This is a genomic window from Streptomyces sp. NRRL B-1140, from assembly GCF_001280065.1.
Taxonomy (GTDB): Bacteria; Actinomycetota; Actinomycetes; order Streptomycetales; family Streptomycetaceae; genus Streptomyces.
On sequence record NZ_LGEA01000080.1, the window covers coordinates 35,687 to 61,818 of the forward strand.

General features: G+C 71.2%; 24 protein-coding genes. 16 read left to right on the forward strand and 8 right to left on the reverse strand.

Annotation, left to right across the window (positions count from 1 at the left end):
• The first annotated feature begins 80 nt into the window (after positions 1–80).
• Positions 81–518: an ester cyclase gene (locus tag ADK65_RS09545; protein WP_053669525.1), complete on the forward strand. Its 438-nt coding sequence runs from the start codon at positions 81–83 to the stop codon at positions 516–518.
• A gap of 18 nt (positions 519–536) precedes the next feature.
• Here the strand turns inward: ADK65_RS09545 and ADK65_RS09550 are convergent, their stop codons facing one another.
• Positions 537–872 carry a YnfA family protein gene (locus tag ADK65_RS09550; protein ID WP_053669526.1) on the reverse strand — a complete coding sequence of 112 codons (336 nt, stop codon included), beginning with the start codon at positions 870–872 and terminating at the stop codon, positions 537–539.
• Between the two features lie 48 nt (positions 873–920).
• Positions 921–1,328 (reverse strand): winged helix-turn-helix transcriptional regulator, encoded by a 408-nt coding sequence (locus ADK65_RS09555; RefSeq protein ID WP_053669527.1) that lies wholly within the window; start codon positions 1,326–1,328, stop codon positions 921–923.
• 121 nt (positions 1,329–1,449) lie between these two features.
• On the opposite strand from ADK65_RS09555, the gene ADK65_RS09560 reads away from it, so the two are divergent.
• From ADK65_RS09560 to ADK65_RS09575, 4 genes are all read left to right on the forward strand, one after another.
• The gene (locus ADK65_RS09560) at positions 1,450–2,340 is read left to right on the forward strand and encodes an NADP-dependent oxidoreductase (protein ID WP_053669528.1); all 891 of its coding nucleotides are present in this window, start codon (positions 1,450–1,452) and stop codon (positions 2,338–2,340) included.
• Positions 2,341–2,594: 254 nt separating this feature from the next.
• A complete protein-coding gene (locus ADK65_RS09565; protein WP_053669529.1) occupies positions 2,595–3,671 on the forward strand; it encodes an LLM class flavin-dependent oxidoreductase in 1,077 nt (358 codons plus the stop codon).
• A gap of 117 nt (positions 3,672–3,788) precedes the next feature.
• Positions 3,789–4,508, forward strand: a complete 720-nt coding sequence (locus tag ADK65_RS09570; RefSeq protein WP_107092252.1) for a response regulator transcription factor — start codon at positions 3,789–3,791, stop codon at positions 4,506–4,508.
• A complete protein-coding gene (locus tag ADK65_RS09575) occupies positions 4,509–5,948 on the forward strand; it encodes a sensor histidine kinase (protein WP_053669530.1) in 1,440 nt (479 codons plus the stop codon).
• A gap of 50 nt (positions 5,949–5,998) precedes the next feature.
• Here ADK65_RS09575 and ADK65_RS38465 read toward each other — a convergent pair whose 3' ends face one another.
• On the reverse strand, positions 5,999–6,169 hold the full coding sequence (locus tag ADK65_RS38465; protein ID WP_159038751.1) for a hypothetical protein: 171 nt from the start codon (positions 6,167–6,169) through the stop codon (positions 5,999–6,001).
• A 211-nt stretch (positions 6,170–6,380) separates the two neighbouring features.
• On the opposite strand from ADK65_RS38465, the gene ADK65_RS09580 reads away from it, so the two are divergent.
• On the forward strand, positions 6,381–10,832 hold the full coding sequence (locus tag ADK65_RS09580; protein WP_053669531.1) for an ATP-binding protein: 4,452 nt from the start codon (positions 6,381–6,383) through the stop codon (positions 10,830–10,832).
• Positions 10,833–10,861: 29 nt separating this feature from the next.
• Here the strand turns inward: ADK65_RS09580 and ADK65_RS09585 are convergent, their stop codons facing one another.
• Positions 10,862–11,662, reverse strand: coding sequence for a GNAT family N-acetyltransferase (locus tag ADK65_RS09585; protein ID WP_107092253.1), 801 nt, complete (start codon positions 11,660–11,662; stop codon positions 10,862–10,864).
• A 268-nt stretch (positions 11,663–11,930) separates the two neighbouring features.
• Here ADK65_RS09585 and ADK65_RS09590 point away from each other — a divergent pair, with 268 nt between their 5' ends.
• Together ADK65_RS09590 and ADK65_RS09595 are read left to right on the forward strand one after the other, a co-directional pair.
• A complete protein-coding gene (locus tag ADK65_RS09590; RefSeq protein WP_053669532.1) occupies positions 11,931–12,443 on the forward strand; it encodes an NfeD family protein in 513 nt (170 codons plus the stop codon).
• 87 nt (positions 12,444–12,530) lie between these two features.
• The gene (locus tag ADK65_RS09595) at positions 12,531–14,054 is read left to right on the forward strand and encodes an SPFH domain-containing protein (protein ID WP_053669533.1); all 1,524 of its coding nucleotides are present in this window, start codon (positions 12,531–12,533) and stop codon (positions 14,052–14,054) included.
• Positions 14,055–14,134: 80 nt separating this feature from the next.
• Here the strand turns inward: ADK65_RS09595 and ADK65_RS09600 are convergent, their stop codons facing one another.
• The 3 genes from ADK65_RS09600 to ADK65_RS09610 form a co-directional block, all read right to left on the reverse strand.
• A complete protein-coding gene (locus ADK65_RS09600; protein ID WP_053669534.1) occupies positions 14,135–15,193 on the reverse strand; it encodes a PucR family transcriptional regulator in 1,059 nt (352 codons plus the stop codon).
• A gap of 195 nt (positions 15,194–15,388) precedes the next feature.
• Positions 15,389–15,988 carry a dihydrofolate reductase family protein gene (locus tag ADK65_RS09605; protein ID WP_053669535.1) on the reverse strand — a complete coding sequence of 200 codons (600 nt, stop codon included), beginning with the start codon at positions 15,986–15,988 and terminating at the stop codon, positions 15,389–15,391.
• A gap of 41 nt (positions 15,989–16,029) precedes the next feature.
• A complete protein-coding gene (locus ADK65_RS09610; RefSeq protein ID WP_053669536.1) occupies positions 16,030–16,419 on the reverse strand; it encodes a VOC family protein in 390 nt (129 codons plus the stop codon).
• Positions 16,420–16,548: 129 nt separating this feature from the next.
• Here ADK65_RS09610 and ADK65_RS09615 point away from each other — a divergent pair, with 129 nt between their 5' ends.
• Positions 16,549–17,226 (forward strand): TetR/AcrR family transcriptional regulator, encoded by a 678-nt coding sequence (locus tag ADK65_RS09615; RefSeq protein WP_053669537.1) that lies wholly within the window; start codon positions 16,549–16,551, stop codon positions 17,224–17,226.
• Between the two features lie 91 nt (positions 17,227–17,317).
• Here ADK65_RS09615 and ADK65_RS09620 read toward each other — a convergent pair whose 3' ends face one another.
• The gene (locus ADK65_RS09620) at positions 17,318–17,755 is read right to left on the reverse strand and encodes a hypothetical protein (protein ID WP_003974483.1); all 438 of its coding nucleotides are present in this window, start codon (positions 17,753–17,755) and stop codon (positions 17,318–17,320) included.
• A 533-nt stretch (positions 17,756–18,288) separates the two neighbouring features.
• Between ADK65_RS09620 and hemL the strand changes: the two genes are divergently transcribed.
• The 7 genes from hemL (at position 18,289) to ccsB (ending at position 26,097) form a co-directional block, all read left to right on the forward strand.
• Positions 18,289–19,605, forward strand: coding sequence for a glutamate-1-semialdehyde 2,1-aminomutase (hemL, locus tag ADK65_RS09630; RefSeq protein ID WP_053669539.1), 1,317 nt, complete (start codon positions 18,289–18,291; stop codon positions 19,603–19,605).
• The gene (locus ADK65_RS09635; RefSeq protein WP_053669540.1) at positions 19,602–20,300 is read left to right on the forward strand and encodes a histidine phosphatase family protein; all 699 of its coding nucleotides are present in this window, start codon (positions 19,602–19,604) and stop codon (positions 20,298–20,300) included. The genes hemL and ADK65_RS09635 overlap by 4 nt, the downstream gene beginning before the upstream one ends.
• A 172-nt stretch (positions 20,301–20,472) precedes the next feature.
• Positions 20,473–21,771 carry a polysaccharide deacetylase family protein gene (locus tag ADK65_RS09640; RefSeq protein ID WP_053669541.1) on the forward strand — a complete coding sequence of 433 codons (1,299 nt, stop codon included), beginning with the start codon at positions 20,473–20,475 and terminating at the stop codon, positions 21,769–21,771.
• Between the two features lie 66 nt (positions 21,772–21,837).
• Complete coding sequence (locus tag ADK65_RS09645) at positions 21,838–22,485, forward strand: TlpA family protein disulfide reductase (RefSeq protein ID WP_053669542.1); 648 nt, start codon at positions 21,838–21,840, stop codon at positions 22,483–22,485.
• A 13-nt stretch (positions 22,486–22,498) separates the two neighbouring features.
• Entirely contained in the window at positions 22,499–23,269 is a 771-nt protein-coding gene (locus ADK65_RS09650) for a cytochrome c biogenesis CcdA family protein (RefSeq protein WP_053669543.1), read from the forward strand.
• A gap of 3 nt (positions 23,270–23,272) precedes the next feature.
• Entirely contained in the window at positions 23,273–25,018 is a 1,746-nt protein-coding gene (gene resB, locus ADK65_RS09655) for a cytochrome c biogenesis protein ResB (protein ID WP_053669544.1), read from the forward strand.
• The gene (gene ccsB / locus ADK65_RS09660) at positions 25,015–26,097 is read left to right on the forward strand and encodes a c-type cytochrome biogenesis protein CcsB (RefSeq protein ID WP_053669545.1); all 1,083 of its coding nucleotides are present in this window, start codon (positions 25,015–25,017) and stop codon (positions 26,095–26,097) included. The genes resB and ccsB overlap by 4 nt, the downstream gene beginning before the upstream one ends.
• Positions 26,098–26,132: the final 35 nt, after the last annotated feature.

Below are 26,132 nucleotides of genomic sequence, written 5' to 3' on the forward strand. Positions count from 1 at the left end.
GGACGCTTCCGGCCAGGATAGGCAGGGCCCGTGGTGGGAGAATGAGGCTGGGTGGTCCCCTGTTCTCCCGGAGGTGGATCATGGGTGAGGCACGTGAGGTCATGGACCGGCTCACGGACGCGGTGACCGCGCACCCCGACCTGAAAGTCGTGGGCGAGCTCTACGCCGAGGACGCGGTGGCCTTCACTCCCGACGAGGGCGAGCTGCGCGGACGCGACGCGATCGTCGCGTACTGGCGGACGATGACCGAGGCCGTCCCCGGGGCGACGTTCGAGGCGCTGCACTCCTACGAGGCCGGTGACACGGCGATCGACGAGGGCGTCTACCGCGGGCGGAACACCGGGCCGCTGGAGCTGCCCAACGGGGAGACGCTGCCGCCGACGCAGAAGGAGGTCCGGATCCGCGGGGTGGACATCGCCACCGTGAAGGACGGGCGGATCGTCGACTACCGGCTGTACTTCGACGAGTTGGACTTCCTGGGGCAGCTGGGGCTGCTCCCGCCCGACGAGCCGTTCTGAGCCGCGCGAAGGGCCGGGTCAGTTCCCTCGCGGGGCGTACATGATCACGGCCATGCCCGCGAGGCAGACCAGCGCGCCCGTGATGTCCCAGCGGTCCGGGCGGTAGCCGTCCGCGACCACGCCCCACAGGATCGAACCGGCGACGAAGATCCCGCCGTACGCGGCGAGGACGCGGCCGAAGTGGGCGTCGGGCTGGAACGTCGCGACGAAGCCGTAGGCGCCGAGGGCGAGGACGCCGCCGGCCGCCCAGAGCCGGCCCTTGTGTTCGCGCACGCCCTGCCAGACCAGCCAGGCGCCGCCGATCTCCAGCAGGGCGGCGAGGACGAAGAGGGCGGCGGAGCGCAGTACGGACATGGCGGTCAGCTTCGCACGCGCGCCGATCCCTTGGCCGTGCCGCCGGTGTCAGTCGTCCCGGGTCTCGGCGTCGTAGCGCTCGCGGGCGTCCCTGACCTCGTCGAAGTGGTGCTCCGCCCAGTCCTTCACGGCGGTCAGGAGCAGGGCCAGGTTGTGGCCCAGGGGCGTGAGTTCGTAGTCGACGCGGACCGGGACGGACGGGGTGACGGTGCGGGTGAGGAGGCCGTCGCGTTCGAGGGAGCGCAGGGTCTGGGTGAGCATCTTGGGGCTGACGCCGGCGATCTTGCGGCCGAGGTCGCTGTAGCGAAGGGGGCCCGGGGCGAGGGCGGACACGACGAGGCTGACCCACTTGTCGCTGATGCGGTCCAGGAGCTGGTTGGTGGGGCAGCTCTTGAGGAAGGCGTCGTACTCGATGCGGGCCTGTTCGCGCCGCTGGGCCGCCGTCATGGTCACCATGGCTCACCTCCGGGGTACGTACGCACTCACAGGTAACTACTTACCTGTGGATAGTAGCTCTTCCTAGGGTTGTGGGGGCCGGGAGGTCGTCCCGGATACCGACTGTCCAAGGAGCTTCGCTGTGCGTGCTGTTGTGGTGAATTCGTTCGGTGGGCCGGAGACGGTGGAGGTCGTGGAGGCGGAGGTGCCGGAGCCGGGTGCGCGGCAGGTGCGGATCAAGGTCGCGGCGGCCTCGCTGAATCCGGTGGACGCGGGGGTGCGGGCCGGTGTCTTCGGGGGTGCGGGCAAGCGGATCGGGCTCGGCTGGGACGTCGCCGGGACGGTGGACGCGGTGGGCGTGGCCAGTGCGTGGAGCGTCGGGGACGCGGTGGTGGCGCTCGACTACGGCATGGTCAAGCCGCTGGGCACCCATGCCGACTACGTCGTCGTCGACACGGACGCCGTGGCCCTCGCGCCCGCCTCGGTGGACCCGGTCCACGCGGCGACCCTGCCGTTGAACGCTCTGACCGCCCTGCAGGCCCTGGAGCTGCTGGAGCTGTCGCCGGACCGGTCGCTGCTGGTGACGGGTGCGGCGGGGGCGGTCGGCGGGTACGCGGTGCAGCTGGCCGCGCACCGGGGGATCGCGGTGGCCGGGCTGGCCCGGGAGGGGGACGAGGCGTTCGTGCGGTCCCTGGGGGCCGGGCGTTTCGTCGGCGGCGCCGTCCCGGACGGGGAGTTCGACGCGGTGCTGGACGCCGCTGTTCTCGGTGAGCCGGCCCTGGCCGCGGTGCGCGACGGGGGCCGGTACGCCGGGGTCATCCCGCAGGCGGAGCCGGCGTCGGTCCGGGACGTGCGGACGGGCGCGGTCGAGGTGAGCGCGGACGGGGCGCGGCTGGCGGAGCTGGTGCGGCTGGTGGACGAGGGGGTGCTGACGACGCGGGTGGCCGAGACGTTCGCCCTGGAGGACGCGGCCAAGGCGCATGCCCGGCTCGACGAGGGGGGTGTGCGGGGGCGGCTGGTGCTCGTGCCCTGACGCCCGTGCCGGGTCGCCGGATCCGGCCCGGGCCCTCGGTGCCCGGGCTCCGGCCCTTTTCGCTCTCCGGTGCCGGGCCTTGGCGGGGGTACGTGGGGGGTACGCGGCGGGGGCGAGGGCGGGCGCGGGCCGGCGCCCCCCAACGGGCCCGGCGTGGGCGTCGGTCCGGCAGGTCCCCTCCGGGGGAATAGCCCCACGTGGGCCGCCGTTCACAGGTATGGTTGAACGATAAACAACCTGAAGGGTGAGCGAGCATGCAGTTCGGGATCTTCAGCGTCGGCGACGTCACGCCCGACCCCACCACCGGCCGGACGCCCACGGAGCGCGAGCGGATCAAGGCCATGGTGGCCATCGCGCTGAAGGCCGAGGAGGTGGGCCTGGACGTGTTCGCCACCGGTGAGCACCACAACCCGCCCTTCGTGCCCTCGTCCCCCACGACGATGCTCGGCTACGTCGCGGCCCGCACCGAGCGGCTGATCCTCTCCACGGCCACGACCCTGATCACCACCAACGACCCGGTGAAGATCGCCGAGGACTTCGCGATGCTCCAGCACCTGGCCGACGGCCGGGTCGACCTGATGCTGGGACGCGGGAACACCGGCCCGGTCTACCCCTGGTTCGGTCAGGACATCCGCCAGGGCATCAACCTCGCCGTCGAGAACTACGCGCTGTTGCACCGCCTGTGGCGCGAGGACGTCGTCGACTGGGAGGGGAAGTTCCGCACCCCGCTGCAGGGGTTCACCGCCACGCCCCGCCCGCTGGACGGCGTACCGCCGTTCGTCTGGCACGGGTCGATCCGCTCGCCGGAGATCGCCGAGCAGGCCGCGTTCTACGGCGACGGCTTCTTCCACAACAACATCTTCTGGCCGGCCGACCACACCAAGCGCATGGTCGAGCTGTACCGCGAGCGCTACGCCCACTACGGGCACGGCACTCCCGAGCAGGCCGTCGTCGGCCTCGGCGGGCACGTGTTCATGCGGAAGAACGCCCAGGACGCGGTGCGCGAGTTCCGCCCCTACTTCGACGTCGCCCCGGTGTACGGGCACGGGCCCTCACTGGAGGACTTCATGGAGCAGACGCCGCTGACCGTCGGCTCCCCGCAGCAGGTCATCGAGAAGACGCTGGCCTTCCGCGAGTACGCCGGCGACTACCAGCGCCAGCTGTTCCTGATCGACCACGCCGGGCTGCCGCTGAAGACCGTGCTGGAGCAGATCGACCTGCTCGGCGAGGAGGTCGTGCCGGTGCTGCGCAAGGAGTTCGCGGTGGACCGCCCGGCGGACGTCCCGGACGCCCCGACGCACGCCGACAGGCTCGCCCGGGCCCGAGGGTGAGGGCAGGGTAGGGCCCGGCTCCGAGGTTGCCCGGCCGCTGGTGAGAGAGGAGTAAGAAGGACGCTCCCGCACAGCGCGGACGGTCCCCGGGGCCGGGCGGCTTGGCACACTGGACGCGTGTCCCACACCGTGCTGCTCGCCGAAGACGACCGCGCCATCCGCAACGCCCTGGAGCGTGCCCTGACCCTGGAGGGCTACCAGGTCATGGCGGTCGCCGACGGTGTCGAGGCACTGGCGCAGGCCCACCGCAACCGACCGGACGTGCTCCTGCTGGACGTGATGATGCCCGGCATCGACGGTCTCCAGGTGTGCCGGGTGCTGCGCGCCGAGGGGGACCGGACGCCGGTGCTGATGCTCACGGCCCTCGTCGAGACCGCCGACCGGATCGCCGGCCTGGACGCGGGCGCCGACGACTACGTGGTCAAGCCCTTCGACGTGGAGGAGGTCTTCGCCCGGCTGCGCGCCCTGCTGCGGCGCACCAGCCCGGTGGGGGCGGGCGGCGCACCCGCGGCCGAGGCGCCCAGGCCGCTGTCGGAGCGGTTCCTGGAGGCGGCCGGGATCCGCATGGACCCGCAGGCTCGCCGGGCCTGGCGGGGCGCGCGCGAGCTGGAACTGACCCGCACCGAGTTCGAGCTGCTGGAGCTGCTGGTGCGCAACGCGGGCATCGTCCTCGATCACTCGACGATCTACGACCGCATCTGGGGCTACGACTTCGGGCCCGGCTCGAAGAACCTCGCCGTGTACGTCGGCTACCTGCGCCGCAAGCTCGACGAGCCGGACGCGCCGCAGCTGATCCACACGGTCCGCGGCGTGGGTTACGTACTGCGGGAGGACTGAGTGGGCCGCCTGCGCCGGCTGTCGGCCGGGCGGCGCCCGGGGCTCGTCTCGCTGCGCACCACTTTCGCGGTGTCGTTCGCGGCGGTGACGGCGGCCGTGACGATCCTGGTCGGCATCCTGTCGTACAGCGCCGCCGCGCGGCTGGTGCGGGTGGACCAGCAGACGGTGTTCGACGAGGTCGTGCAGGATCTGCGCGACGAGGTGCGCCAGAACCACATGAGGCCCGGCGACTTCTCGTCCGCCGCGCCCGGCCACGACCTGGTACGGCCCGCCCGCACCGACGTGCAGGTGCTCGGCCCGGACGGGCACGTCGTCGACCGGGGCAGCCCGGGACTGCCGGTCACCGGCGCCGACATGCGGATCGCCGCCGCGTCCTCGCCCGGGGAGGTGGCCGAGCACAAGGACGTCGACGTGGGCGACGACGTCTACCGCGTCGCCACGGTCTCCCTCGGCGACGGCCGGGGCGCGGTGCAGGTCGCCCAGGAGTTCAGCGACGTCGAGGACCTGCTGCGGGTGCTCCAGCAGCGGACACTGCTGCTGGTGGCGGCCGTGGTGGTCGGCGCCGGGCTGTTCGGCTGGTGGCTGGCCCGGCGGATCACGCGCCGCCTGGTCGTGCTGACCGACGCCGCCGAGGACGTCGCCCGCACCCGCCGCCTGGGCATCCAGGTGCCCGTGGCCGGACACGACGAGGTGGGCCGCCTCGGCCGGGCCTTCGACCGCATGCTGGGCCGGCTCGCCCAGTCCGAGGAGGACCAGCGCCGCCTGGTCCAGGACGCGGGCCACGAACTGCGCACGCCGCTCACCTCACTGCGTACGAACATCTCCCTGCTGCGCCGGATCGACGAACTCCCGCCGGAGGCCCGCGACGAACTCGTCGCCGACCTGGGCCAGGAGGCCCGGGAGCTGACCGACCTGGTCAACGAACTGGTGGATCTCGCGGCCGGGCAGTCCGACACCGAGCCGCCGCGGCGGGTGGACGTCGCGGACATCGCCGAGGAGGTGGCGGGGGTGGCCCGGCGCCGCAGCGGCCGGGAGATCCTGCTGCGTGCGAGCGGCGACACCACGACCGACGGGCGTGCCGGGATGCTGACCCGCGCGCTGTCCAACCTCGTGGAGAACGCGGTCAAGTTCGACCAGGGCGGCCGGGCCCCCATCGAGATCGTCGTCTCGGGGCCCGCCCGGCCCGGCCGGATCCGGGTCGAGGTCCTCGACCGCGGCCCCGGCATCGCCGAGCGCGACCTCACCCGGGTCTTCGACCGCTTCTACCGCGCCGCCGACGCCCGCTCCCTGCCGGGCTCGGGCCTCGGCCTGTCCATCGTCCGCGAGGTGGCCCTCGCCCACGGGGGAGCGCCGTTCGCCTTCCGGCGGGAAGGGGGCGGGACGGTCACGGGGTTCACGGTGGGCGGGCTGCCGCCGGGAAGCGGTCGCGAGGAGGACTGAGCAGCCGTCCGAGGAGAACCCGGGAAGCCGCCGTCCGGCCGCCGAGCCGGTCACCGCTTCCCCCGCAGCGCCCGCACCACCTCGGCCACGGCCACGAGGATCCGCGCGCGGTCCTTCGACTCGGATCCGCTCAGCGCGGACCGAACGACGAGCACGGCCGCACAGGCGACGATCAGCAGCATCAGCACGCCACAAGCGGCGGCGGCGAGCACGGGGTCCATCGAGGTTTCCTCCCGGGGAAGCGGAGCAGCGGGGTGACGCGACCGACCGTGCCCGGGGCGGTGCGGCGGCGTTCGGGCGCAATCGCCGATTCCGGGGTGATGCCGCAGGTCAAACCGGTAATGTGCGGCCCCACGAGTCGTACGGGTCGTACGAGTCGGGTGGCTCGGCCGACAGGGGCGCCGGTGGGGGCGCGGGAGGGGGACGGCGGCGATGGCGGGACCGCAGCGGTACGACCAGGCGCTGGCCAGGCTGATCGAGTGGGCCGGAAACCCGAGCCCGGCCGAACTGCGCGAAGAGATCGCGAGCGACCTGGAGCGGGGCCGGCGCCCACCGGGGATCAGCTCCCTCGATTCCCGGCTCGCGGGGGCGATCCCGCGCCACCGCAGGGACCGACACGACTTCCTGAACGCCCTGGTGAGACTTGCGCACCGACGCAACGGAACGCGCTTACCGCTTCCCACCTCGGCGCAGTGGGACAACATGGCGGAGGAGGCGCGCAAAGCCCGCCTCAAGCGATCAGCGGAGACGGCCGGTCCTCCGGGAGGGCCGCCCCAGGCCCGCCCGGAGGGGCAGGACTGGCAGGACGATACGGCCCAGTCCCAGGCCTGGCAGTTCGTCCGGCCCGGCTTCGAAGAGCGCGCCGACGCCCTGCGGGAGCAGGCCCGGGAGTTCGCCGGCCGACTGGCCGGGCTGTACGGACCCGTGCGCGACCTCCTCGCCGACGACCCGTGGCACGACCCGAACCTGGCCCGCCGTATCGCTCACCGGACCAACCTCCTTCTGTACCAGCTCCGGTGCCACCAGGAAGGGATCCTCGAACCGGCCGAGGCGGCCCTGCTCGCCCTCCTTCCGTTCCTCTACCAGGTGCACAGCGCGCACACGGCCGCGGCGCTGTCCCATGTGAACCCGGCCGACCTCGGGGCACAGCCGGCGGGTGGCCCCGAACGCCGGGCCTACGAGGTGCTGCTGCGCTCCCACAAAAGGCTCGTCCGGCAGGCCGTGCGCGGTGAGGCCCTCCAGGACCGGTCCGGCGGACGCCGCGAGATCGGCTGGTGGCTGTTCCACCAGTGGGCCAAGGGCCGGCCCATGGACCTCCGGGCCGTGCCGGGCACGGCGGATGTCTGTGGAGCCGACATGGCGACCGTCTGCCGACCGGAACTGGTGTCCCGGTTGCTGGCCTGTGCGCAGGTGGCGCCGCGCAAGCTGTACGGGCGCGGTCGCACCGGTGCCCTCCGTGAGGATCCCTATCCGCTCGACTTCGGCGGCCGGGACTGGCAGCAGGTGCGCGAATGGCTGGTGGGGCCGCTGTTCGCGATCGCCCACGCCCTGGCGATCGAACTCACGGACCTTCCCCCGGCGGTCGTCCGGCACCTCGGCATCCCGGATCCCCTGGATCTCGATTGCCTCTTCACCACGGTGGCAGAGGCCACCTGGGCCGCCCACCGGGACGTCCTCGGACTGAGAGCGGTGTGTGATCACCCCGCGGCCGTGGCCGCGCTGTCCGAGCACGCCGAACTCGTGGACACCCTGCTGCGCGGCGCCCGGCGAGCGAAGCTCGCCGAGGAGGTCGGCGCACTGCCGGTGTACGCCCACGCCGACGAGGTGCACGAGGCGGACGGCGGGGAGGGACCGGCCCAAGCCGGCGAAGTGATCCGGTTCCGGCTCGACGAGGAACGCATCCAGGAACTCCTCATGGGCGAGAACCTGTACCGCGACCGCAGTCTCGCGATCCGCGAGCTCTACCAGAACGCGCTGGACGCCTGCCGCTACCGCCGGGCACGCCAGCACGCACGCGACGGACGCGACACCTACGACGGTGAGATCACCTTCACGCAGGACTTCGACCGCGAGGAGGGCCGCTACTACCTGGAGTGCGCGGACAACGGGATCGGAATGGACGAGTCGGTTCTGGCGGACGTCTTCTCCCGCGCCGGCGTCCGGTTCACCGACCTGCCTCGCTACCAGGAGGAGCGGGAGGACTGGGAGCGGCAGGGCATCACCGTCCATCCCAACAGCAGGTTCGGCATCGGCGTGCTCAGCTACTTCATGATCGCGGACGAGATCCGGGTCACCACCTGCGCCATGGACGGGGGCACCGGACGCCCGGAGGAACTCACCGTCCTGATCACCGGCCCCGGCCACTACTTCAGAGTGCGCAGGACCGGCCGCAAGGGTCCCGTCGGCACGACGGTGCGCCTGTATCTGCGTGACGGGGACAAGGCCCCCTCCTGCGTACGGGAACTGCGCCGGCTACTGGGTCTGGCCGAGTTCCCGACGATCGCCCGGCACGGCACGCAGGAGGCGATCTGGAAACCGGGGGAGCTGCGCCTGCGGGAAGCCGCCGCGAGCCGCCCCGGAGGCTTCGTGGCCCACGGGCGCACGGTCGCCTGGCCGGGGGGCACCTACGAGGCCGATGGCCAGGTGATCTGGTGCGAGGAGGGGGGCGGCATCCTTGTCGACGGCATCCACACCGAGCCCAGGACACGGCGAGGGGTGCTGACCGACCCCGGCAACCGCCGCCGCCCGCGCGGGGTCGTCGTCAACCTGACCGGGAGCACGCGGCCTCGGGATCTGTCGGTGGACCGTACGGAGATCCTGGACGACGACGTCTGCGAGCCGGTGGAACGGCTCATCGCGGACGCCCTGCCCGCTCTGCTCTCCGCCGATCCTCCCCTGCTCGGCTTCGAATGGCTGTCAGAAATGGCCTGGCACAGCCCGCGGCTCGCGGACATCGTGACCGAGGCGGCCGGGAAGGCCGGGGTCGAGATGGAGCTGCACGGTCACCCGGTGCCGGTTGCCAGGACCGGGTTCTTCCCGGTGGACGACCAAGTCGTCCACCGGGCCGACTCGGGCCTACCTGAGGCCAAGCGCTTCGCGGTCGCCGCTGCCCGGGGCGACGTCTACGGCTTCCCCGATGACATCACGTTGCTGTGGCGGCTGCTCGCCCATCGGCCGAACGTCGAACTGTCCACCCTGACCGCGCTGGTACCGGAGCTCGCCCGGATCGACTCGGTGCTCGCCGCCAAGCCCTCGGACATGCTGTTGCGCACCGATTCCGGAGGGGCTTGGAACAACAGGAGCTGGACGGACCCGGAGATGCTCGCCCATGTGACGGCTCACCCCGGACATGCTCTGTCCGTGGCGCTGACCTGCGGGATGTCCTACGAGGCGGCCGTCGCCCGCCTGGAGCGACTCCATCTGCCCGTACCGGCACCCGCCAATGCCGCCGTCTCGGTCGACCCGACCGGTGTGGCGTTGCTCGACCGTCATAACAGGGCTTACGGGGGTGGCTGGTGGGAGCCCGGGGAGGCGGTGCCGCCCGGCCACCTCCTCAAAGCAGCACTGCTGTTGAACATCGGTGCCGACGAGGCGGCCGACCGGATGAGGGCTTTCGGCTTCGACGTCCAGGGGGGAGCGATGCCGATGGAGGCCCCCGAGGACTGGGTGGTGAAACTGCTCAGCCGCGACCTGGACGGGGAAAGCCCCTGGCTCGATCTCCGTGTCCCGGTCCCCGTGGGGCACGTCCTGGCCGCTGTCGCCGAGTGCCGGCGCTCGTTCGGCGAGGTGGTCGATGTGCTCAGGGCGTACGGATTCCACCCGGAACTCGGTCCTCTCGACGAGGAGGGCGCCGCGGAACTGTTCGCGCAGGCGGCACAGTGGGGCTGGCGTTCGGACGCTGTCGAGTGCCTCAAAGTGGGAGAAGCGGTGCCGCCCGGCCTCCTCGCCCTCGCGGCGCTCACCGCGGATGTCCCCCTGTCCGACATCGCCCGCCGCCTCGCGGAGTTCGGCCTCTCGGCCGGTGCCCACCCTGAGCATGCCGACTCGACGGACACGCTGATCCTCAGCATCGACACACGGGAGCGCTACTGGCACGACAGTGGTGACGAGATCGACCTCCCCGCCCTTGTGGATGCCTCCCAAAGAAGCGGGCTTGCCCCAGCGGTGTTGGCGGACCGCCTCCGCGCCTATGGCTTGCGGGTCCCCTGGTCGGAGCTGCCGGAGCGGGTGGAACCAGACGACGTGATGATGCTGCGCCAGCTCTTCGCCTACCGGCTCCGGGACGACGAGGCCGTCGAGGCGGGCCGGCCTTTGCCCATGCTGGCGGTGATCTCGGCGGCGCAGACCATGAGCAAGTCCCCCCGGACGGTCATCGACCGGCTCGCCTGCTATGGATTGCGCACCCTGTGCACCACGGCGCCGACCAAGGCGAGCAGGTATGACGTCGAACTCGTCAGCCCCTGGTCGGGCAGTCTGGCGCGGGGGACCGCACTCGACTGGGACGAGCCCGTGCCGGTGCACTACCTGGTCTCCGCGCCGCGCACCCTGGTGATGGAGCCTCAGGAGGTGGTGGACCGTCTGACGGCCTTCGGCCTTCGGGTCCCCGTCGACGCGCTGAGCGACCTGGACGAGACCGACCGACGCCTGTGCCTCGAGGAACACAACCAGGACGGAGAAAACCGCCGGCTCCCGCTGAATCTGGCCCGGCCGATCAGCGACTTCTTGAGCATCGTCCGTTTCGCCGGCCTGCCCCTGGAGGAGCTCCTTCCCAGGCTCACCCGTCTCGGAGTGGACCTGCCGCGCGTGGCCGACGCCGTCCGTGCCGCCCTGCCCCAAGTCCCCGGCCTGGTCATGTCTCCAGAGGAGACGCCGCTCACCTCGTAGGCCCGGATGCGCAGCCGTTGCCTCGCCGGTCAGTCCGCCAGTGCGTAGAAGCCGATCGGCGAGTTCGGCCGGAACCCGATCCGCGGGTACACGGGCGCGCCGGCGGCGGTCGCGTGCAGGGTCGCCCGGGTCAGGCCGGTGGCCCGGGCCCCCTCGTACAGCGCCTTGCGTGTCACGGCCTCCCCGTAGCCTCGCCGCTCCCACGCCGGATCGGTGGCGACGAGCACGACGAAGAGCCGCCCGTCCGCCTCGACGGAGGCGGCGCAGGTCACGGGGACGCCCTCCCGCAGCCCCAGGTAAGCGAACACCCCGCTCTTCCACAGCGAGGACCCGGCGAGCCCGTCCCGCCCGTCCTCGAGCGGGAACCCGTAGGCGCGGGAGTTGATGTCCGCGTACGCCCGCAGCAGCTCCTCGTCGTCCACGCGGACGAAGGTCAGCTCGGGGTGGGCGGGTTCGGGAACCGGCAGCAGGTCACCCGCCATGCCGGTGCCGGGAAAGGCGTACCGCAGGCCCGCCTGCTCGGCGGCTGCCCCGAGCCCGGCCTGCGCCTGGTCGTCGAGCAGGGCTTCGAAGACCCACAGGAACCCGGCGTGGGATTTCGCCCGCATGATCTGGGAGGCCTCGTTCAGCCGCTGCTTCAGCAACCCGGCGTCCGTACCGACGTCCGTCAGGGTCACGCAGTTCCAGAAGGCGAACCGGCAGTCGGCCCACCGCACGGCGATGCCCGGCAGGTCCCGCACGTCGGCACCGGGATCGCGATCGAGCACCATGGCCCGCCAGACCGTGGCGAGCTGTTCCATCGACTCGATCGACTCCGCGAGATCACGCACAGGTCCCCCTCCGGTCACCGACTGCTGCCGCCCCGGTCCTGCCCGCCGGCGGCCCGGCTCATCCTCCGGTCTTGCCAGGGGAGCCGTTTGTGGCCGGTAAGTGGCCAAGGTCCTGCCCCGCGTGGGCGGGTCGGCGGGGGAATGCTCCGGAGCCCGGCATAAAAGGCCCGTAAAGATTGCCGGAACATGGCAATGAAACGGCACCTCCCCGCGTGTGAAGATTCCGCCAAGTCGGAGTTCAGCGGCAGGGGGGAGGGGGACGGCGCGGATGGTCTGGTTTCTGGGACTGGGCATGACGGGGGTCGCGTTGCTCGCCCTGTCGCTGCTCTTCGACGGGGTGCTGGACGGCGTCCTCGACGGTGCGCTGGGCAGTGCCCTGGACGGGTGGCTGTCGCTGCCGGTCATCGCCGGGTTCCTGGCGATGACCGGCTTCGCCGGGGCCGTCGCCACGGGTGCGGCGGACGCCGGTCCCGCGGTGGCCACCACGGCGGGAGCCGTGTGCGGAGTCGGGACGGCCTGGCTGACCTACCGCTTCAGCCGGGTTCTGATGCGTGACCAGACGGATCTCACGCCGACCGGCGACGACCTGGTGGGGACGTCGGGCAACGTGGTCACGGCCATCCCGGCGGACGGCGGCTACGGCGAGGTACTGCTGCGACTCGCGGGTCAGCCGGTGAAGTTCGCCGCCCGCAGTGCGGGGCCGGTGGCCCGAGGCGCCGAGGTGTGGGTGGAGGCGGTGCCCTCCGCCACGTCCGTCGTGGTCCGCCCGGTGGACCGCTGACCCGCCTTCCCTCCCTCCCTCCGTCCTTCTTCTCTTTCTGTTCGTTCTTCCTGTTCGTTCTTACGTATGTGATTCGGGGGCACTGTCATGAGTCCTGTCGTCGTCGCCGTCGCGGGGGTCGTCGTACTCCTCGTGCTGCTGGCACTGGTCGTGGTCACCCGCTACAAGGTGGCGGGTCCGAGTGAGGCGTTCATCGTCACCGGCCGGCGCGGCAAGAAGGCCACCGACCCGGAGACCGGCCGGGTCTTCACCGACAACAGCGGGCAGAAGGTCGTGGTCGGCGGCGGCGTGTTCGTCGTGCCGTTCGTGCAGCAGAAGTTCACCCTCGACCTGTCCTCCCGCCACATCCCGGTCGCGGTGCGCGGCGCGGTCACGCTGCGCGGTGTGAAGGCCAACCTGGACGGTGTCGCGATCGTCAAGGTCGGCGGCACCGAGGACTCCATCCGCGCCGCCGCGCAGCGGTTCCTGATGCAGCAGGACGGCATCGTCGGCTTCACCCAGGAGGTGCTGTCCGGCGCGCTGCGGGCCATCGTCGGACGGATGTCGGTGGAGGACGTCATCCGCGACCGGGCGGCGTTCGCCGGGCAGGTCGCGGAGGAGGCCGAGGCCAGCCTGTCCGGGCAGGGGCTGGTGCTGGACGCGTTCCAGATCCAGGACATCACCACCGAGGGCTCCTACCTGGAGGACCTCGGCCGGCCCGAGGCGGCACGAGCCAAGCAGGAGGCCGACATCGCCGAGGCCGTCGCCCGGCGGGCCGCAGAGCAGGCACGGCTGAAGGCGGAGGAGGAGATCGCGGTCGCGCAGCGGACCTTCGCCCTCAAGCAGGCCGAGATCAAGGCCGAGACCGACGAGGCCGCGGCCCGCGCGGCGGCGGCCGGACCGCTGGCCGAGGCGGCCCGGCAGCAGGAGATCCTCACCCAGCAGGAGAAGGTCGCCGAGCGGCAGGCCGCGCTGACCGACCGGCAGCTCGACACCCAGGTCCGCAAGCCCGCCGACGCCCAGCGCTACGCCGCCGAACAGGAGGCCGAGGCCAAGCGCGTCGCCCGGGTCAAGCAGGCCGAAGCGGACAAGGCGGCCGGTATCGCGGCCGCGCAGGCGGAGGCCGAGCGGGCCCGGCTGACCGGTGAGGGCGAGAAGCAGCGCCGCTCCGCGCTGGCCGAGGCGGAGGCCGTCGAGGGCCTGAAGCAGGGTGAGGCCGAGCGGGCCCGGCGTGCGGCGATCGCGGAGGCCGTCCGGCTGGAGGGCGAGGCCGACGCGTCGGCGATCGGTGCGAAGGGCGCGGCCGAGGCCGAGGCGATGCGCAAGAAGGCGGACGCGTTCGGGCAGTACGGGGACGCGGCCATCCTGCAGATGCTCGTCGAGGTGCTGCCGCAGGTCGTGGCCAAGGCGTCCGAGCCGCTGAGCGCGGTGGAGAAGATGACGGTCATCTCCACCGACGGCGCCGGCCGCATCCCGCGGGCGGTCGCGGACAACGTCGCCCAGGGCCTGGAACTTCTCGGCTCCACGACGGGCGTCGACCTCGCCGAGCTGCTGAAGGGCGTCACGCGGCGCACCGCGGCGACGGGAGAGCAGCCGGTGTCGCCCAACGGGAAGGTCGAGATCACCGGCTGACGCGCCGGTGCTCCGCGGGGCCCGCTCGCCGTTCACCCGGTGGGCGGGCCCTGGATCGTCCCCCGTCCTTGCTCGCCTGCTCAGATCTCCTGGGCCGGCCAGTCCAGCAGCCGCGCCCCGATGACGGCGGTCTGCAGGGTGTAGCGGTGCAGGGGATCGGCCGGGTTGGCGCCGGTCAGCTGATGGATGCGCTCCAGCCGGTACGTCAGGGCCCGCACGCTCAGTGCCAGGCGACGGGCCGCCTCGGCTGCGGTGCACCCGGACTCGAAGTACACCTGCAACGTACGGAGGAGCGGCTCGGCACCGCCGCGGGCACGCCTCAGCGGCCCCAGCGCGCTGAGGACCAGGTCGGCCATGGCCTGCCGGTCACGGGCGAGGACCGGGTAGACCAACAGATCGGCGGCGCGGACGACGGGATCGTCCAGGCCCAGCCGGCCGGCGAGTTCGAGCGTGCTGAGCGCCTCCTCGTAGGAGTGCACCACTCCGCCGGCGCCGGGCCGCGGGCGGCCGATGGCCACGCGGCCGTCGTCCGTGGCGGCGTGGGCCTGCTTGGCGAAGTAGGCGAGCACGTCGTCCTGGTCGCCGGGAGCGATGCAGACCAGCTTCTCGTTCTTCGTGGCGAGCAGGATGCGCCGGTTGCCGAACCGCGCCGTCAGCGCGGCCTCGATGCGGCGGGTGACCGGTGCGACGTCGTCGTACGCCTCGGGCCCCTCGGCGACCGCGACGGCATGGGCGCGGGAAAGCACGAGGCCGAAGCGTTCGGCGCGCTCGGCGAGGCGGCCCAGGTTGCTGCGGCCGTAGAGCAGGTCGTCGATGAACTCCCGGCGTGCCGCCTCCTCTTCGCGCACGGCCTGGCGCTGGGCCCGCTCGTACCCCTCGGCGAAGGCGTCGACCGCCTGCTCGACCGCGGCCAGGACACTGGCGGCGGAGCCCGGGGTGCCGGGCCAGCCGGCCCGGGTGGCCGCGAGGTGCTCCCGTACGAGGCCGCGCAGACTGTGTCCGCGCTCCGCGGCCATCTCACCCAGGGCGCGGCGGTCGTCGAGCTCGTCCCGCGTCGGACGACGGCCGGTCGCCGCGACCTCGGCCAGGATCTCCGCGTACCCGTCCAGGTACCGCGTCGCCGTGTCCGGCTCGCTCACCCTGCCCCCTTCCTTCGTGTGCCGCTGACGGCCCCTTTGACGGCCACCGGCATGCAGACCCTAGGGAACCCTGCCGGAAACCGGCAATGCGGGTAGGGCTTCGGCCCTTCATCATGGGTCGCGGGGAGCACCACGGATGGTTCCGGTGCCGGAGCCCGGAAAGGCGCCGGCGCCGGAACCGCGGTTCGTCAGGCTTCAGTTCCCGGTGGCGCGCGCGTAGGTGACGATGGCCGCGCCGCTGTCGAGCACGGTGTGGCCGGTGAGCTCCCAGCCGCGCGGATCGAAGGCGGCCTTGTGGGAGAAGACCGGGATTCCGGCGCCGATGGTCAACGGGGCCGTCTTGAGGACGAGCTGGTCGATCTCGCCGTACAGGGCACCGGCCAGTTCCGCCCCGCCCAGCAGCCAGATGTCCTTGCCGTCCTCCTGCTTCAACTGCCGCACCCTGTCGACCGCGTCGCCGGCGACCAGTTCGACGGCCGGGGCCGGGACCTCGGTGAGGGTCCGTGAGAAGACCAGGTGACGCAGATGGGGGTAGGCGTCGTCGATGCCGGCCTTGAGGCCGATCTCGTAACTGCGCCGTCCCTCCAGGACGGTGTCGAAGTGTGTGCCCTCCGCGGTGACGGACAGAGCCGCCCGGGCCTGGACGGGCAGGGTCTCCGGGTACTCCGTCACGAGGTGCTGGATGTAGTCCCCGGGGATCGGCCAGAAGCCGTCCGGACCTGTGGGGTCGGCGCCGTCCGGGCCCGCGATGAAACCGTCCAGGGTGGTGGCGATGTAGTACACGAGCTTTCGCATGCGGTGCGCTCTCTTCCGGGTCTGCGGGATGGGCGAGGGGGTCAGGAGTGGTCCGGCGTGACCCATTCGACGAACTGGACGACGACCCCGTTCGGGTCGGTGACCTGGAACAGGCGCTCTCCCCACGGCTCTTCGCGCAGGGGCATCGTGATGTCGACGCCCTCGGAACGCAGCCGTCTCTCCTCGGCGTCGAGGCCGGTGACGGTGAAGGCGAGGATCAGGCCGTCGGCGTGCCGGTCGCGCTGGTCGGGCGGCAGGACGTCGGTGCCCCTTTGGAGCAGGACGATGTCGACGGCGGCATCGTCACGGGCGAGGGAGGCGAATCCGTCGGCCGCGGCCTGTTCCCGGTAGCCGAGGTGCTCGGTGAAGAAGCCGCGGGAGGCCGCGATGTCTTCGACGGTGAGGGAGGCGGTGGAAGCGGTGATCCTCAAACTGGGTTCCTTGTCGGATTGCGGTCGGGGTGGTGTTCCTTCGGCGCTGATCTTACGTCGGTAGTAACATTACTACCGTGCACCCAATGCCGTAAACATATTTTTGCTACGGAGGTAAGATTCTCTTCCATGGACACCAGGACGAGCCCCCCGGCGACTGCCTCCACACCCGGCGCCACCGCCCCGCAGGGCCTGCGGGAGGCGAAGAAGCAGGAGACGCGGCAGCTGATCTCCGACCACGCGACCCGGCTCTTCATCGAGCAGGGCTTCGAGAACACCACCATCGCCGAGATCGCGGCGGCTTCCCGCGTCGCGAAGAAGACGGTGACCAACTACTTCGCGCGCAAAGAGGACTTGGCTCTCGACCATCAGGACGAGTTCGCGGCCTCGCCGGCCCGGGTCGTGATGTCACGCGACCCCGGGGAGTCGGCCCTCGCGGCGCTGCGCCGTGCCTTCGAGGCCGCCGTCGCGGCGCAGGACCCGGTCGCCGGATTCGCCGGCCCGGAGTTCTCCCGCATGATCACCGACAGCCCCACCCTGTCGGCATGCCTGCGCAACCTCCACGACCGGCGTGAGCAGGCGCTGGCAGAGGCCCTCGCCGAAGCCGTAGGTGCGCGGCCGGACGACATCACCGTCCGTACAGTCGCCGGGCTGCTCGGCGCCGTGCACCGCGTCCTGTTCCAGCGCATCCAGGACCTGACCCTGGCCGGTCACACCAACGACGAGATCGCCGGGACGATCGGTCAGGAGGCGGCACGGGCCTTCGACCTCCTCGAACCGGCGATCGGGGACTATGCGGTCGCCTGAGGGGTCCTGAGGGGTCCTGAGGGGTTCGGAGGGCGCCTTCCATCTGAGGGCGGAGCCCGAAAGCTCCGCCCGAATCGCAAGAAGCCCCGGCTCAGGGCCACACAAGGCAGTACGGCTGGTGCCCCGCCTCATGCAACCGATGGCTGAAGTCCTGCCACTCGTGCAGCAGTTGGTAGACGTTGAACGCGTCCCGGGGGCCGCCCCGGTCCGGGACCGTCGACCAGATGAAGGCCGCCGCGCCCACCGCCTCCTCGCCGATGCCGCGCAGGGGGTCGACGACCGTCATGGGCAGCTTCACCACGGCGTAGTCGGGGTGCAGGACGACGAGCTCCAGGGGCGGGACCTTGTGCAGGGGGACGCCCTCGATGCCCGTGAGGACCATCGCGGCCATGGTCTCCGGCTTGATCTTCGTGAACATGCCGTTCATGCCGAGCTCGTCGCCGCCGAGCTCCTCGGGGCGCATCGAGATCGGCACGCGGGCCGCGGTCGCGCCGTCGGGCGCACCGAAGTACTTGTACGTCACCCCCACCCGACCACCATTCCCGCTGCTCCCGGCCCGAAGATCGTCCACCTGACGTTCAGGAAGATCGTCCACCTGACGTTCAGTACGTCCGGCGGCCCGCTCCGGTTCACTCGGTGCACCCTGTGTCCGACGCGGTTCCTGAGCGTCCTCCGCCTCGCGCCGGTGCCGTCCCCGCCGGGCACGTCGAGGACCCAGGTCATCGGTCCCCTCGCCCAGTCCGCCACCGCGATGCATATCTCCACCCGACTGCTTTTTCCAGAACGCGTCGCCCCGCCGCGCAACCCGATCATCGTGTCAGTGACCTCCCCCACGGCCGCACGCCGAAACGTGCGCTGAAACAACTGTCCGCGGGATGTCCGCAGCCTCCGGCCACGCCGGGCCGTGCGAGCTGTGTGTATCCGGGTCCAGTCTCGCAGACGACGGGGACCGCGGGGCCGGTTGTCCCGTGCCCCGTCCGCCCGCGCCCCTGGCCTACCCTGAACAGGTCACTGGCACCCGGAGCCCGACAGCGTCGGAGAAGGTCGGAGAAGTCGCAGGTCATGAGTGAACTGGCATATCCGTATGAAGCACCGGCCTCGCAGGCTCTGTTCGACCGTGCGGCGGCCGTCACGCCCGGCGGCGTGAACTCCCCGGTGCGGGCCTTCCGAGCCGTCGGCGGCACGCCGCGGTTCATGGTGTCCGGCACCGGCCCCTATCTGACCGACGCCGACGGCAGGGAGTACGTCGATCTCGTGTGCTCCTGGGGGCCCATGATCCTGGGCCACTCGCACCCCGAGGTCATCGCCGCCGTGCAGGACGCCGTATCCCGCGGTACGTCCTTCGGCACGCCCGGTGAGGGCGAGGTCGCGCTCGCCGAGGAGATGGTCGCCCGCGTCGCGCCGCTGGAGCAGGTGCGCCTCGTCTCCAGCGGGACCGAGGCGACCATGTCCGCCATCCGGCTCGCGCGGGGATTCACGCAGCGCACCAAGGTGATCAAGTTCGCCGGGTGCTACCACGGGCACGTCGACTCGCTGCTCGCCGCGGCCGGCAGCGGGGTCGCCACCTTCGCGCTGCCCGACACCCCGGGCGTCACGGGCGCCCAGGCCGGCGACACCATCGTCCTGCCGTACAACGACCTCGACGCCGTGCGCGAGGCCTTCGGGGCCCACCCCGGCGAGGTCGCGTGCGTGATCACCGAGGCGTCCCCGGGCAACATGGGCGTCGTGCCGCCCGCCGAGGGGTTCAACCAGGGCCTGAAGGACCTGTGCGCCGAGAACGGCGCGCTCTACATCTCCGACGAGGTCATGACCGGCTTCCGGACCAGCCGGTCCGGGTGGTTCGGGGTCGACGGCGTCGTCCCGGACCTGATGACCTTCGGCAAGGTCATGGGCGGCGGCTTCCCCGCGGCGGCCTTCGGCGGGCGCGCGGACGTCATGGCCCACCTCGCCCCGGCCGGGCCCGTCTACCAGGCCGGCACCCTCTCCGGTAACCCCGTCGCCACCGCCGCCGGGCTCGCCCAGCTGCGGCTCCTCGACGACGCCGCCTACGCCAAGGTCGACGCCGTGTCGAAGGAGATCCAGGGGCTCGTCACCGGAGCCCTGTCCAAGGAGGGCGTGGCGCACACGCTCCAGAACGCCTCCAACATGTTCTCGGTGTTCTTCACCGACCGGCCCGTGCGCAACTACGAGGACGCCAGGACCCAGGAGTCCTTCCGCTTCACCGCGTTCTTCCACTCGCTGCTCGCCGACGGCGTCTACCTGCCGCCGTCCTCCTTCGAGTCCTGGTTCGTGTCCACCGCGCACGACGAGCGGGCCGTACAGAAGATCGCCGACGCCCTTCCGGCGGCGGCCCGGGCGGCTGCGGAGGCCACGGCATGAGCGAGCAGCGGAGCAACGGCGCCGAGGACATCACCGTCGTCCACGTCATGCGGCACGGCGAGGTCGCCAACCCGGACGGCATCCTCTACGGCCGCCTCCCCGGCTACCACCTCTCCGACCTGGGGCGCCGCATGGCCGACCGGGTCGCCGAGCACCTGTCCGGCCGTGATGTGACGTACGTCGTCGCCTCCCCGCTGGAGCGGGCCCAGGAGACGGCCGAGCCGATCGCCAAGGCGCACGGTCTGGACCTGGCGACCGACGAGCGGCTGATCGAGGCCGACAACATCTTCCAGGGCAAGACGTTCGGCGTCGGGGACGGTGCGCTGCGCAAGCCGAACAACTGGAAGCACCTGGTCAACCCGTTCCGGCCGTCGTGGGGCGAGCCGTACGTCGACCAGGTCGTCCGCATGATGAGCGCGCTCAGCACGGCGAAGGACCAGGCCCGCGGGCACGAGGCGGTCGTGGTCAGCCACCAGCTGCCCATCTGGATCGTCCGGTCCTACGTCGAGCGCCGCCGCCTCTGGCACGACCCGCGCAAGCGCCAGTGCACGCTCGCGTCGCTGACGACGTTCACGTACCAGGGCGACCGGATCGTCTCCGTCGGCTACAGCGAACCGGCCCGCGATCTCGTCCCGGCCCATCTCCTCGCCGGTGCCAAGCCGGTGAAGGGGCAGGCCAAGGCGTTCGGGGCGTAGTTCCCCGGGCCCGCGTAAGGGGGCGTTCGGCAGGCCTGCAAGGCCTTTCGTTCGCCCCCTTATGAGCGCTTAGGACTACTTCGTTACGGAATCTGCGCATATCAGCGGAACCCCGTTCCCCGCCACGGCCTCTGACTGGGTGACCAGCACGACGTGACGAATCGGGGATGCCATGCGCGCTCTCTCCCGCAGGGGAATGCTCGGACTCGGCGCGGGAGCCGCCGCCGCCGTCTCACTCGCCGGATGCGGCGGTCTCACGGGCTCGGACGACTCCGGCCGCGCCGACGGTTCCGGCGGCGAGTCAGCGCAGGGCGGATCGAAGCCGAAGCCGAAGCCCACCGCCCGCCCCATCGGCGACGGCTCCACCGCCCACACGGGCAAGCAGCCCCACCAGCCCGCCGGGCCCGAGCCGCTGGAGCCGGGTCAGACCCCGCCCCAGTTCGTCGTGTTCTCCTGGGACGGCGCCGGCGAGGTCGGCAACGGCCTCTTCCCGCGCTTCCTGGATCTGGCCAAGGAGCACGGCGCGAGCATGACCTTCTTCCTGTCCGGGCTGTACCTGCTGCCCGAGTCGAAGAAGCGCCTGTACAACCCGCCGAACAACCCGCGCGGCGCCTCCGACATCGGCTACCTCACCGACGACCACGTCAAGGCGACCCTGGAGAACGTCCGCCGGGCGTGGCTGGAGGGCCACGAGATCGGCACCCACTTCAACGGGCACTTCTGCGGCGAGTCCCACGGCTCGGTCAAGAACTGGACGCCGGCGCAGTGGCGCACGGAGATCGACCAGGCGAAGTCCTTCGTCAAGGAGTGGCGCACCAACACCGGCTGGACCGACCTGCCGTCGCTGCCGTTCGACTACGACAAGGAGCTCGTCGGCGGCCGTACGCCCTGTCTGCTCGGCCAGGACAACCTGCTGCCCACCGCGCGCGAGCTCGGCTGGCGCTACGACGCCTCCTCGCCCGGCGGCCTCCAGGTCTGGCCCCGCAAGCGCCAGGGCATATGGGACCTGCCCCTGCAGCAGATACCTTTCCCCGGCCGCGGCTTCGAGGTCCTGTCGATGGACTACAACATGCTGGCCAACCAGTCCCTCGCCACCACGAAGGCCCCGGCCCACAACTACCCGGGCTGGCGGAAGCAGTCGGCGCAGGCGTACATCCAGGGATTCAAGCGGGCATACGAGACAAACCGGGCACCGCTCTTCATCGGCAACCACTTCGAGCAGTGGAACGGCGGCATCTACATGGACGCCGTCGAGGAGGCCTTCCGGCACATCGCGCGCGAGAAGGAGAAGGGTGCCGATGTGCGTCTCGTCTCCTTCCGGCAGTTCACCGACTGGCTCGACGTGCAGAACCCCGAGGTCCTCGACAAGCTCCGTACGCTCGGCGTCGGGCAGCAGCCGGCCGGTGGCTGGCGGGAGTTCACCGGCCAGGCCGCCACGCCCAGCCGGGAAGCCTCGCCGAACGCCGCCTGAAATGCGGTTTTCCGCCCGCAAGGGGGGTGGGCGAGACCCCCAGAACGGGCATGCGAAACTTTTCACATGAGTGCCGACAGCGCCCCCCAGCGTTCGAACCGCACGACCCGTGCCACCGAGCGCACCCGACGTGTCCGCCGTAGTGCCGCCCTGACCGCCTCTCTCGCCGCGGCCGCGCTGCTCGTCACCGCGTGCGGCTCCGGCGGCACCTCCGGCGGGGGCGGCAACACCAATTTCGTCACCGGCACCGACGGCGTCGCCACCGTCGCCCAGGGCAAGCGCACCCCGGCCCCCGATCTGTCCGGCAAGACCATCGCCGGCAAGACCCTCGACGTCGCGGACTACAAGGGCAAGGTCGTCGTCCTCAACGTGTGGGGTTCCTGGTGCAACCCCTGCCGCGCCGAGGCCAAGTACTTCGCGAAGGTCTCCAAGGACTACGCCGGCAAGGGCGTGCAGTTCGTCGGCATCAACACCCGTGACACCTCCACCGGCGCGGCCCTCGCCTTCGAGAAGGACTGGGGCATCACCTACCCCAGCCTCTACGACCCCACCGGCAAGCTGCTGCTGCGCTTCAAGAAGGGCACGCTCAACCCGCAGGCGATCCCCTCCACGCTCATCCTCGACCGGGACGGCAGGATCGCGGCCCGCTCGCTGTCCGCGCTCAGCGAGGAACGGCTGCTGAAGATGCTCAAGCCGGTCGTCGCCGAGAAGTGAGCGGAGCACCGACGTGAGCGCAGTCACCCTCGCCGCGGTGGCGGACCCCAACGGCACGGTGCTCAACGGCGCCCTGCTGGCGGCCCTGCCGATCGCGCTGCTCGGCGGACTCGTCTCCTTCTTCTCGCCCTGCGTCCTGCCGCTGGTGCCCGGATACCTCTCCTACGTCACCGGAGTCAGCGGCACCGACCTGGCCGAGGCCCGGCGGGGACGGATGGTCGCCGGTGCCTCGCTGTTCGTCCTGGGCTTCACGGCGGTGTTCGTCTCCGGCGGGGCCCTCTTCGGGTACTTCGGCCAGACGCTCCAGGAGGAGCGGGGCGTACTCACCAAGGTGCTGGGCGTCCTCATGATCCTCATGGGCGTCTTCTTCATGGGCCTGATGCCCTGGCTCACCCAGCGCGAGTTCCGTTTCCACAAGAGGCCGGCGACCGGCCTGGTGGGAGCCCCCGTGCTCGGCGCCCTCTTCGGCATCGGCTGGACGCCCTGCATCGGCCCGACGCTGTCCGCCGTGCAGACACTCGCCTGGCAGCAGGGAACCGCCGGTCGCGGGGCGATACTCACCTTCGCGTACTGTCTGGGCCTGGGCGTGCCGTTCGTGCTCGCCGCGGTCGCCTTCCGCAAGGCCCTCGGAGCCTTCGGCTGGATCAAGCGCCACTACGTCTGGGTGATGCGGATCGGCGGCACCATGATGATCGTGACCGGTCTGCTGCTGCTGACCGGCGCGTGGGACCGCATCGTGCAGGAGATGCAGGTCTGGTCCGACGGCTTCACTGTGGGGATCTGATCCATGAGCAAGACCACCGCCTCCGACCCGGCCCCCTCCGCCGCCGATGACCAGGAGCTGGGCGACGCCGGCTCCCAGCTGTCCACCGCCCCCAAGGAGGAGGCGACCGGCCTGCCGTCCCTGGGCGTCATCGGCTGGGCCCGCTGGTTCTGGCGGCAGCTCACCTCCATGCGGGTCGCCCTGCTGCTGCTCCTGCTGCTCTCCCTCGGCGCGATCCCCGGCTCGCTCATTCCGCAGTCCGGCCAGGACGAGACGAAGGTCGCCGACTTCCGCAAGGCCCACCCGGCCCTCGGGGACGTCTACGACAAGATCGGCATGTTCCACGTCTACAGCTCGGTGTGGTTCTCCGCGATCTACATCCTGCTGTTCGTCTCCCTCATCGGCTGCATCGTGCCCCGCACCTGGCAGTTCGTCGGCCAGCTGCGCGGGCTGCCGCCCGGCGCGCCCCGACGGCTGACCCGGCTGCCCGCCCACACCACCTGGCGCACCACCGCCGAACCCGAGCAGGTCCACCAGGCCGCCCTGGCCCTGCTGAAGAAGCGCCGCTTCCGCACCCATCTCACCGGGGACGCCGTCGCCGCCGAGAAGGGCTACCTGCGCGAGGTCGGCAACCTCGTCTTCCACATCGCCCTCATCGTGATGCTGACCGCCTTCGCCTGGGGCCAGCTCTACAAGTCCGAGGGGAACAAGCTGGTCGTCGAGGGTGACGGCTTCTCCAACACGCTCACCCAGTACGACGACTTCAAGTCCGGCAACCTCTTCACCTCCGACGACCTGGTGCCGTTCAGCTTCAACCTGAAGAAGTTCACCGGCACCTACGAGCGCACCGGCCCCAACAAGGGCACCCCGCGCGTCTACAAGGCCGACATCACCTACAGCACGGGCGCCTACGGCAAGGACGAGAACGACACCGTCGAGGTGAACCACCCGCTGGAGATCGGCGACTCCAAGGTCTACCTGGTCAGCCACGGCTACGCCCCGGTCATCACCGTCCGCGACGCCCAGGGCAAGGTCGTCTTCGACGACGCCGTGCCGCTGCTGCCGCTCGACTCCAACGTCACCTCCTCCGGCGTCGTCAAGGTCCTCGACGGCTACCGCAACGCCCAGGGCAAGAAGGAACAGCTCGGCTTCAACGCCTTCTTCGTGCCGACCTTCGGCGGCTCCGCCAGCGGCACGATGCTGTCGCAGTTCCCCGCCCTGGACAATCCGCTGCTCGCGCTGTCCGCCTACCACGGCGACCTGGGGGCCGACTCCGGCATCCCGCAGAGCGTGTACCAGATGGACCGGACCAACATGAAGGAGTTCAAGGACTCCGACGGCAAGCTGTTCAAGAAGCTGCTGAAGCCCGGCGAGACCATGAAGCTCCCGAACGGTGCCGGATCGGTCACCTTCGGCAAGGACATCAAGGAGTGGGCCGGCTTCCAGGTCGTCCAGCAGCCCGGCAGCGGCTGGGCCCTCGCCGGTGCCCTCGCCGCGATCGGCGGCCTCGCCGCCTCCCTGTTCATCCAGCGCCGCCGTGTCTGGGTGCGCGCGGTCAAGGGCGCCGACGGCGTCACCGTCGTCGAGATGGCCGGCCTCGGCCGCAGCGAGTCCGCCAAGGTCCCCGAGGAACTGGGCCGGCTCGCCGGCGACCTCTACGAGCAGGCACCGGGCGCCCCCGGCCCCGACGACCCCGCAGATTCCCCCGACCCCGATCAGGAGCCGGGTACCGAACCCCCCGTACCTGCCGAAGGGGCTGAGAAGCAGTGACTCTCGCCGCCGCCACCAACGAAAACCTCGCGAACATCAGCAACGTCCTGATCTACTCCGCGATGGCCGTCTACACCCTGGCCTTCTTCGCGTACATCGCCGAATGGCTCTTCGGCAGCCGCAGCAAGGTCGCCCGGACCGCCGCCGCGCTCACCACCAAGGCGGACGCCAAGAAGGCGGCCCCGGCCGTCACCGTGAACCAGGCCGGCGGCACCGCCGTGCTGGAGCGGCCGAAGGTCACCGTGCGGGCCGCGTCCGGTCAGCGCGACGTGCCCGACGGCCCCGGGGCGCACGGCGGGGACGAGCAGGGCGACCTGTACGGCCGGATCGCCATCTCCCTCACGGTCCTCGCCTTCCTGGTCGAGTTCGGCGGTGTCCTCACCCGCGCCCTGTCGGTGGAGCGCGCCCCGTGGGGCAACATGTACGAGTTCAACATCACGTTCTCCACGGTCGCGGTCGGCGTGTACCTCGGGCTGCTGGCCCTGAAGAAGAACGTGCGCTGGCTCGGCCTGTTCCTGATCACATCGGTCCTGCTCGACCTGGGCCTGGCGGTCACGGTCCTCTACACCGCCAGCGACCAGCTGGTCCCCGCCCTGCACTCGTACTGGCTGTACATCCACGTCTCGACGGCGATCTTCTGCGGCGCGGTCTTCTACGTGGGCGCGGTCGCCACGATCCTGTACCTCTTCAAGGACTCCTACGAGAGCAAGCTCGCGAGCGGCGGCACGCCCGGCACCTTCGCGACCTCCGTCCTGGAGCGGCTGCCCTCCTCCGCCTCCCTCGACAAGTTCTCCTACCGCGTCAACGCGGCCGTCTTCCCGCTGTGGACGTTCACGATCATCGCGGGCGCCATCTGGGCCGGTGACGCCTGGGGCCGCTACTGGGGCTGGGACCCGAAGGAGACCTGGTCCTTCATCACCTGGGTCGCCTACGCCTGCTACCTGCACGCCCGCGCCACCGCCGGCTGGAAGGGCCGCAAGGCCGCCTACCTGGCCCTCATCGCGTTCGGCTGCTGGCTGTTCAACTACTACGGCGTGAACATCTTCGTCTCCGGCAAGCACTCCTACGCGGGCGTGTAGGACCCGTCGGCGTGCCCCGTCCCGCCCCCGCCGGG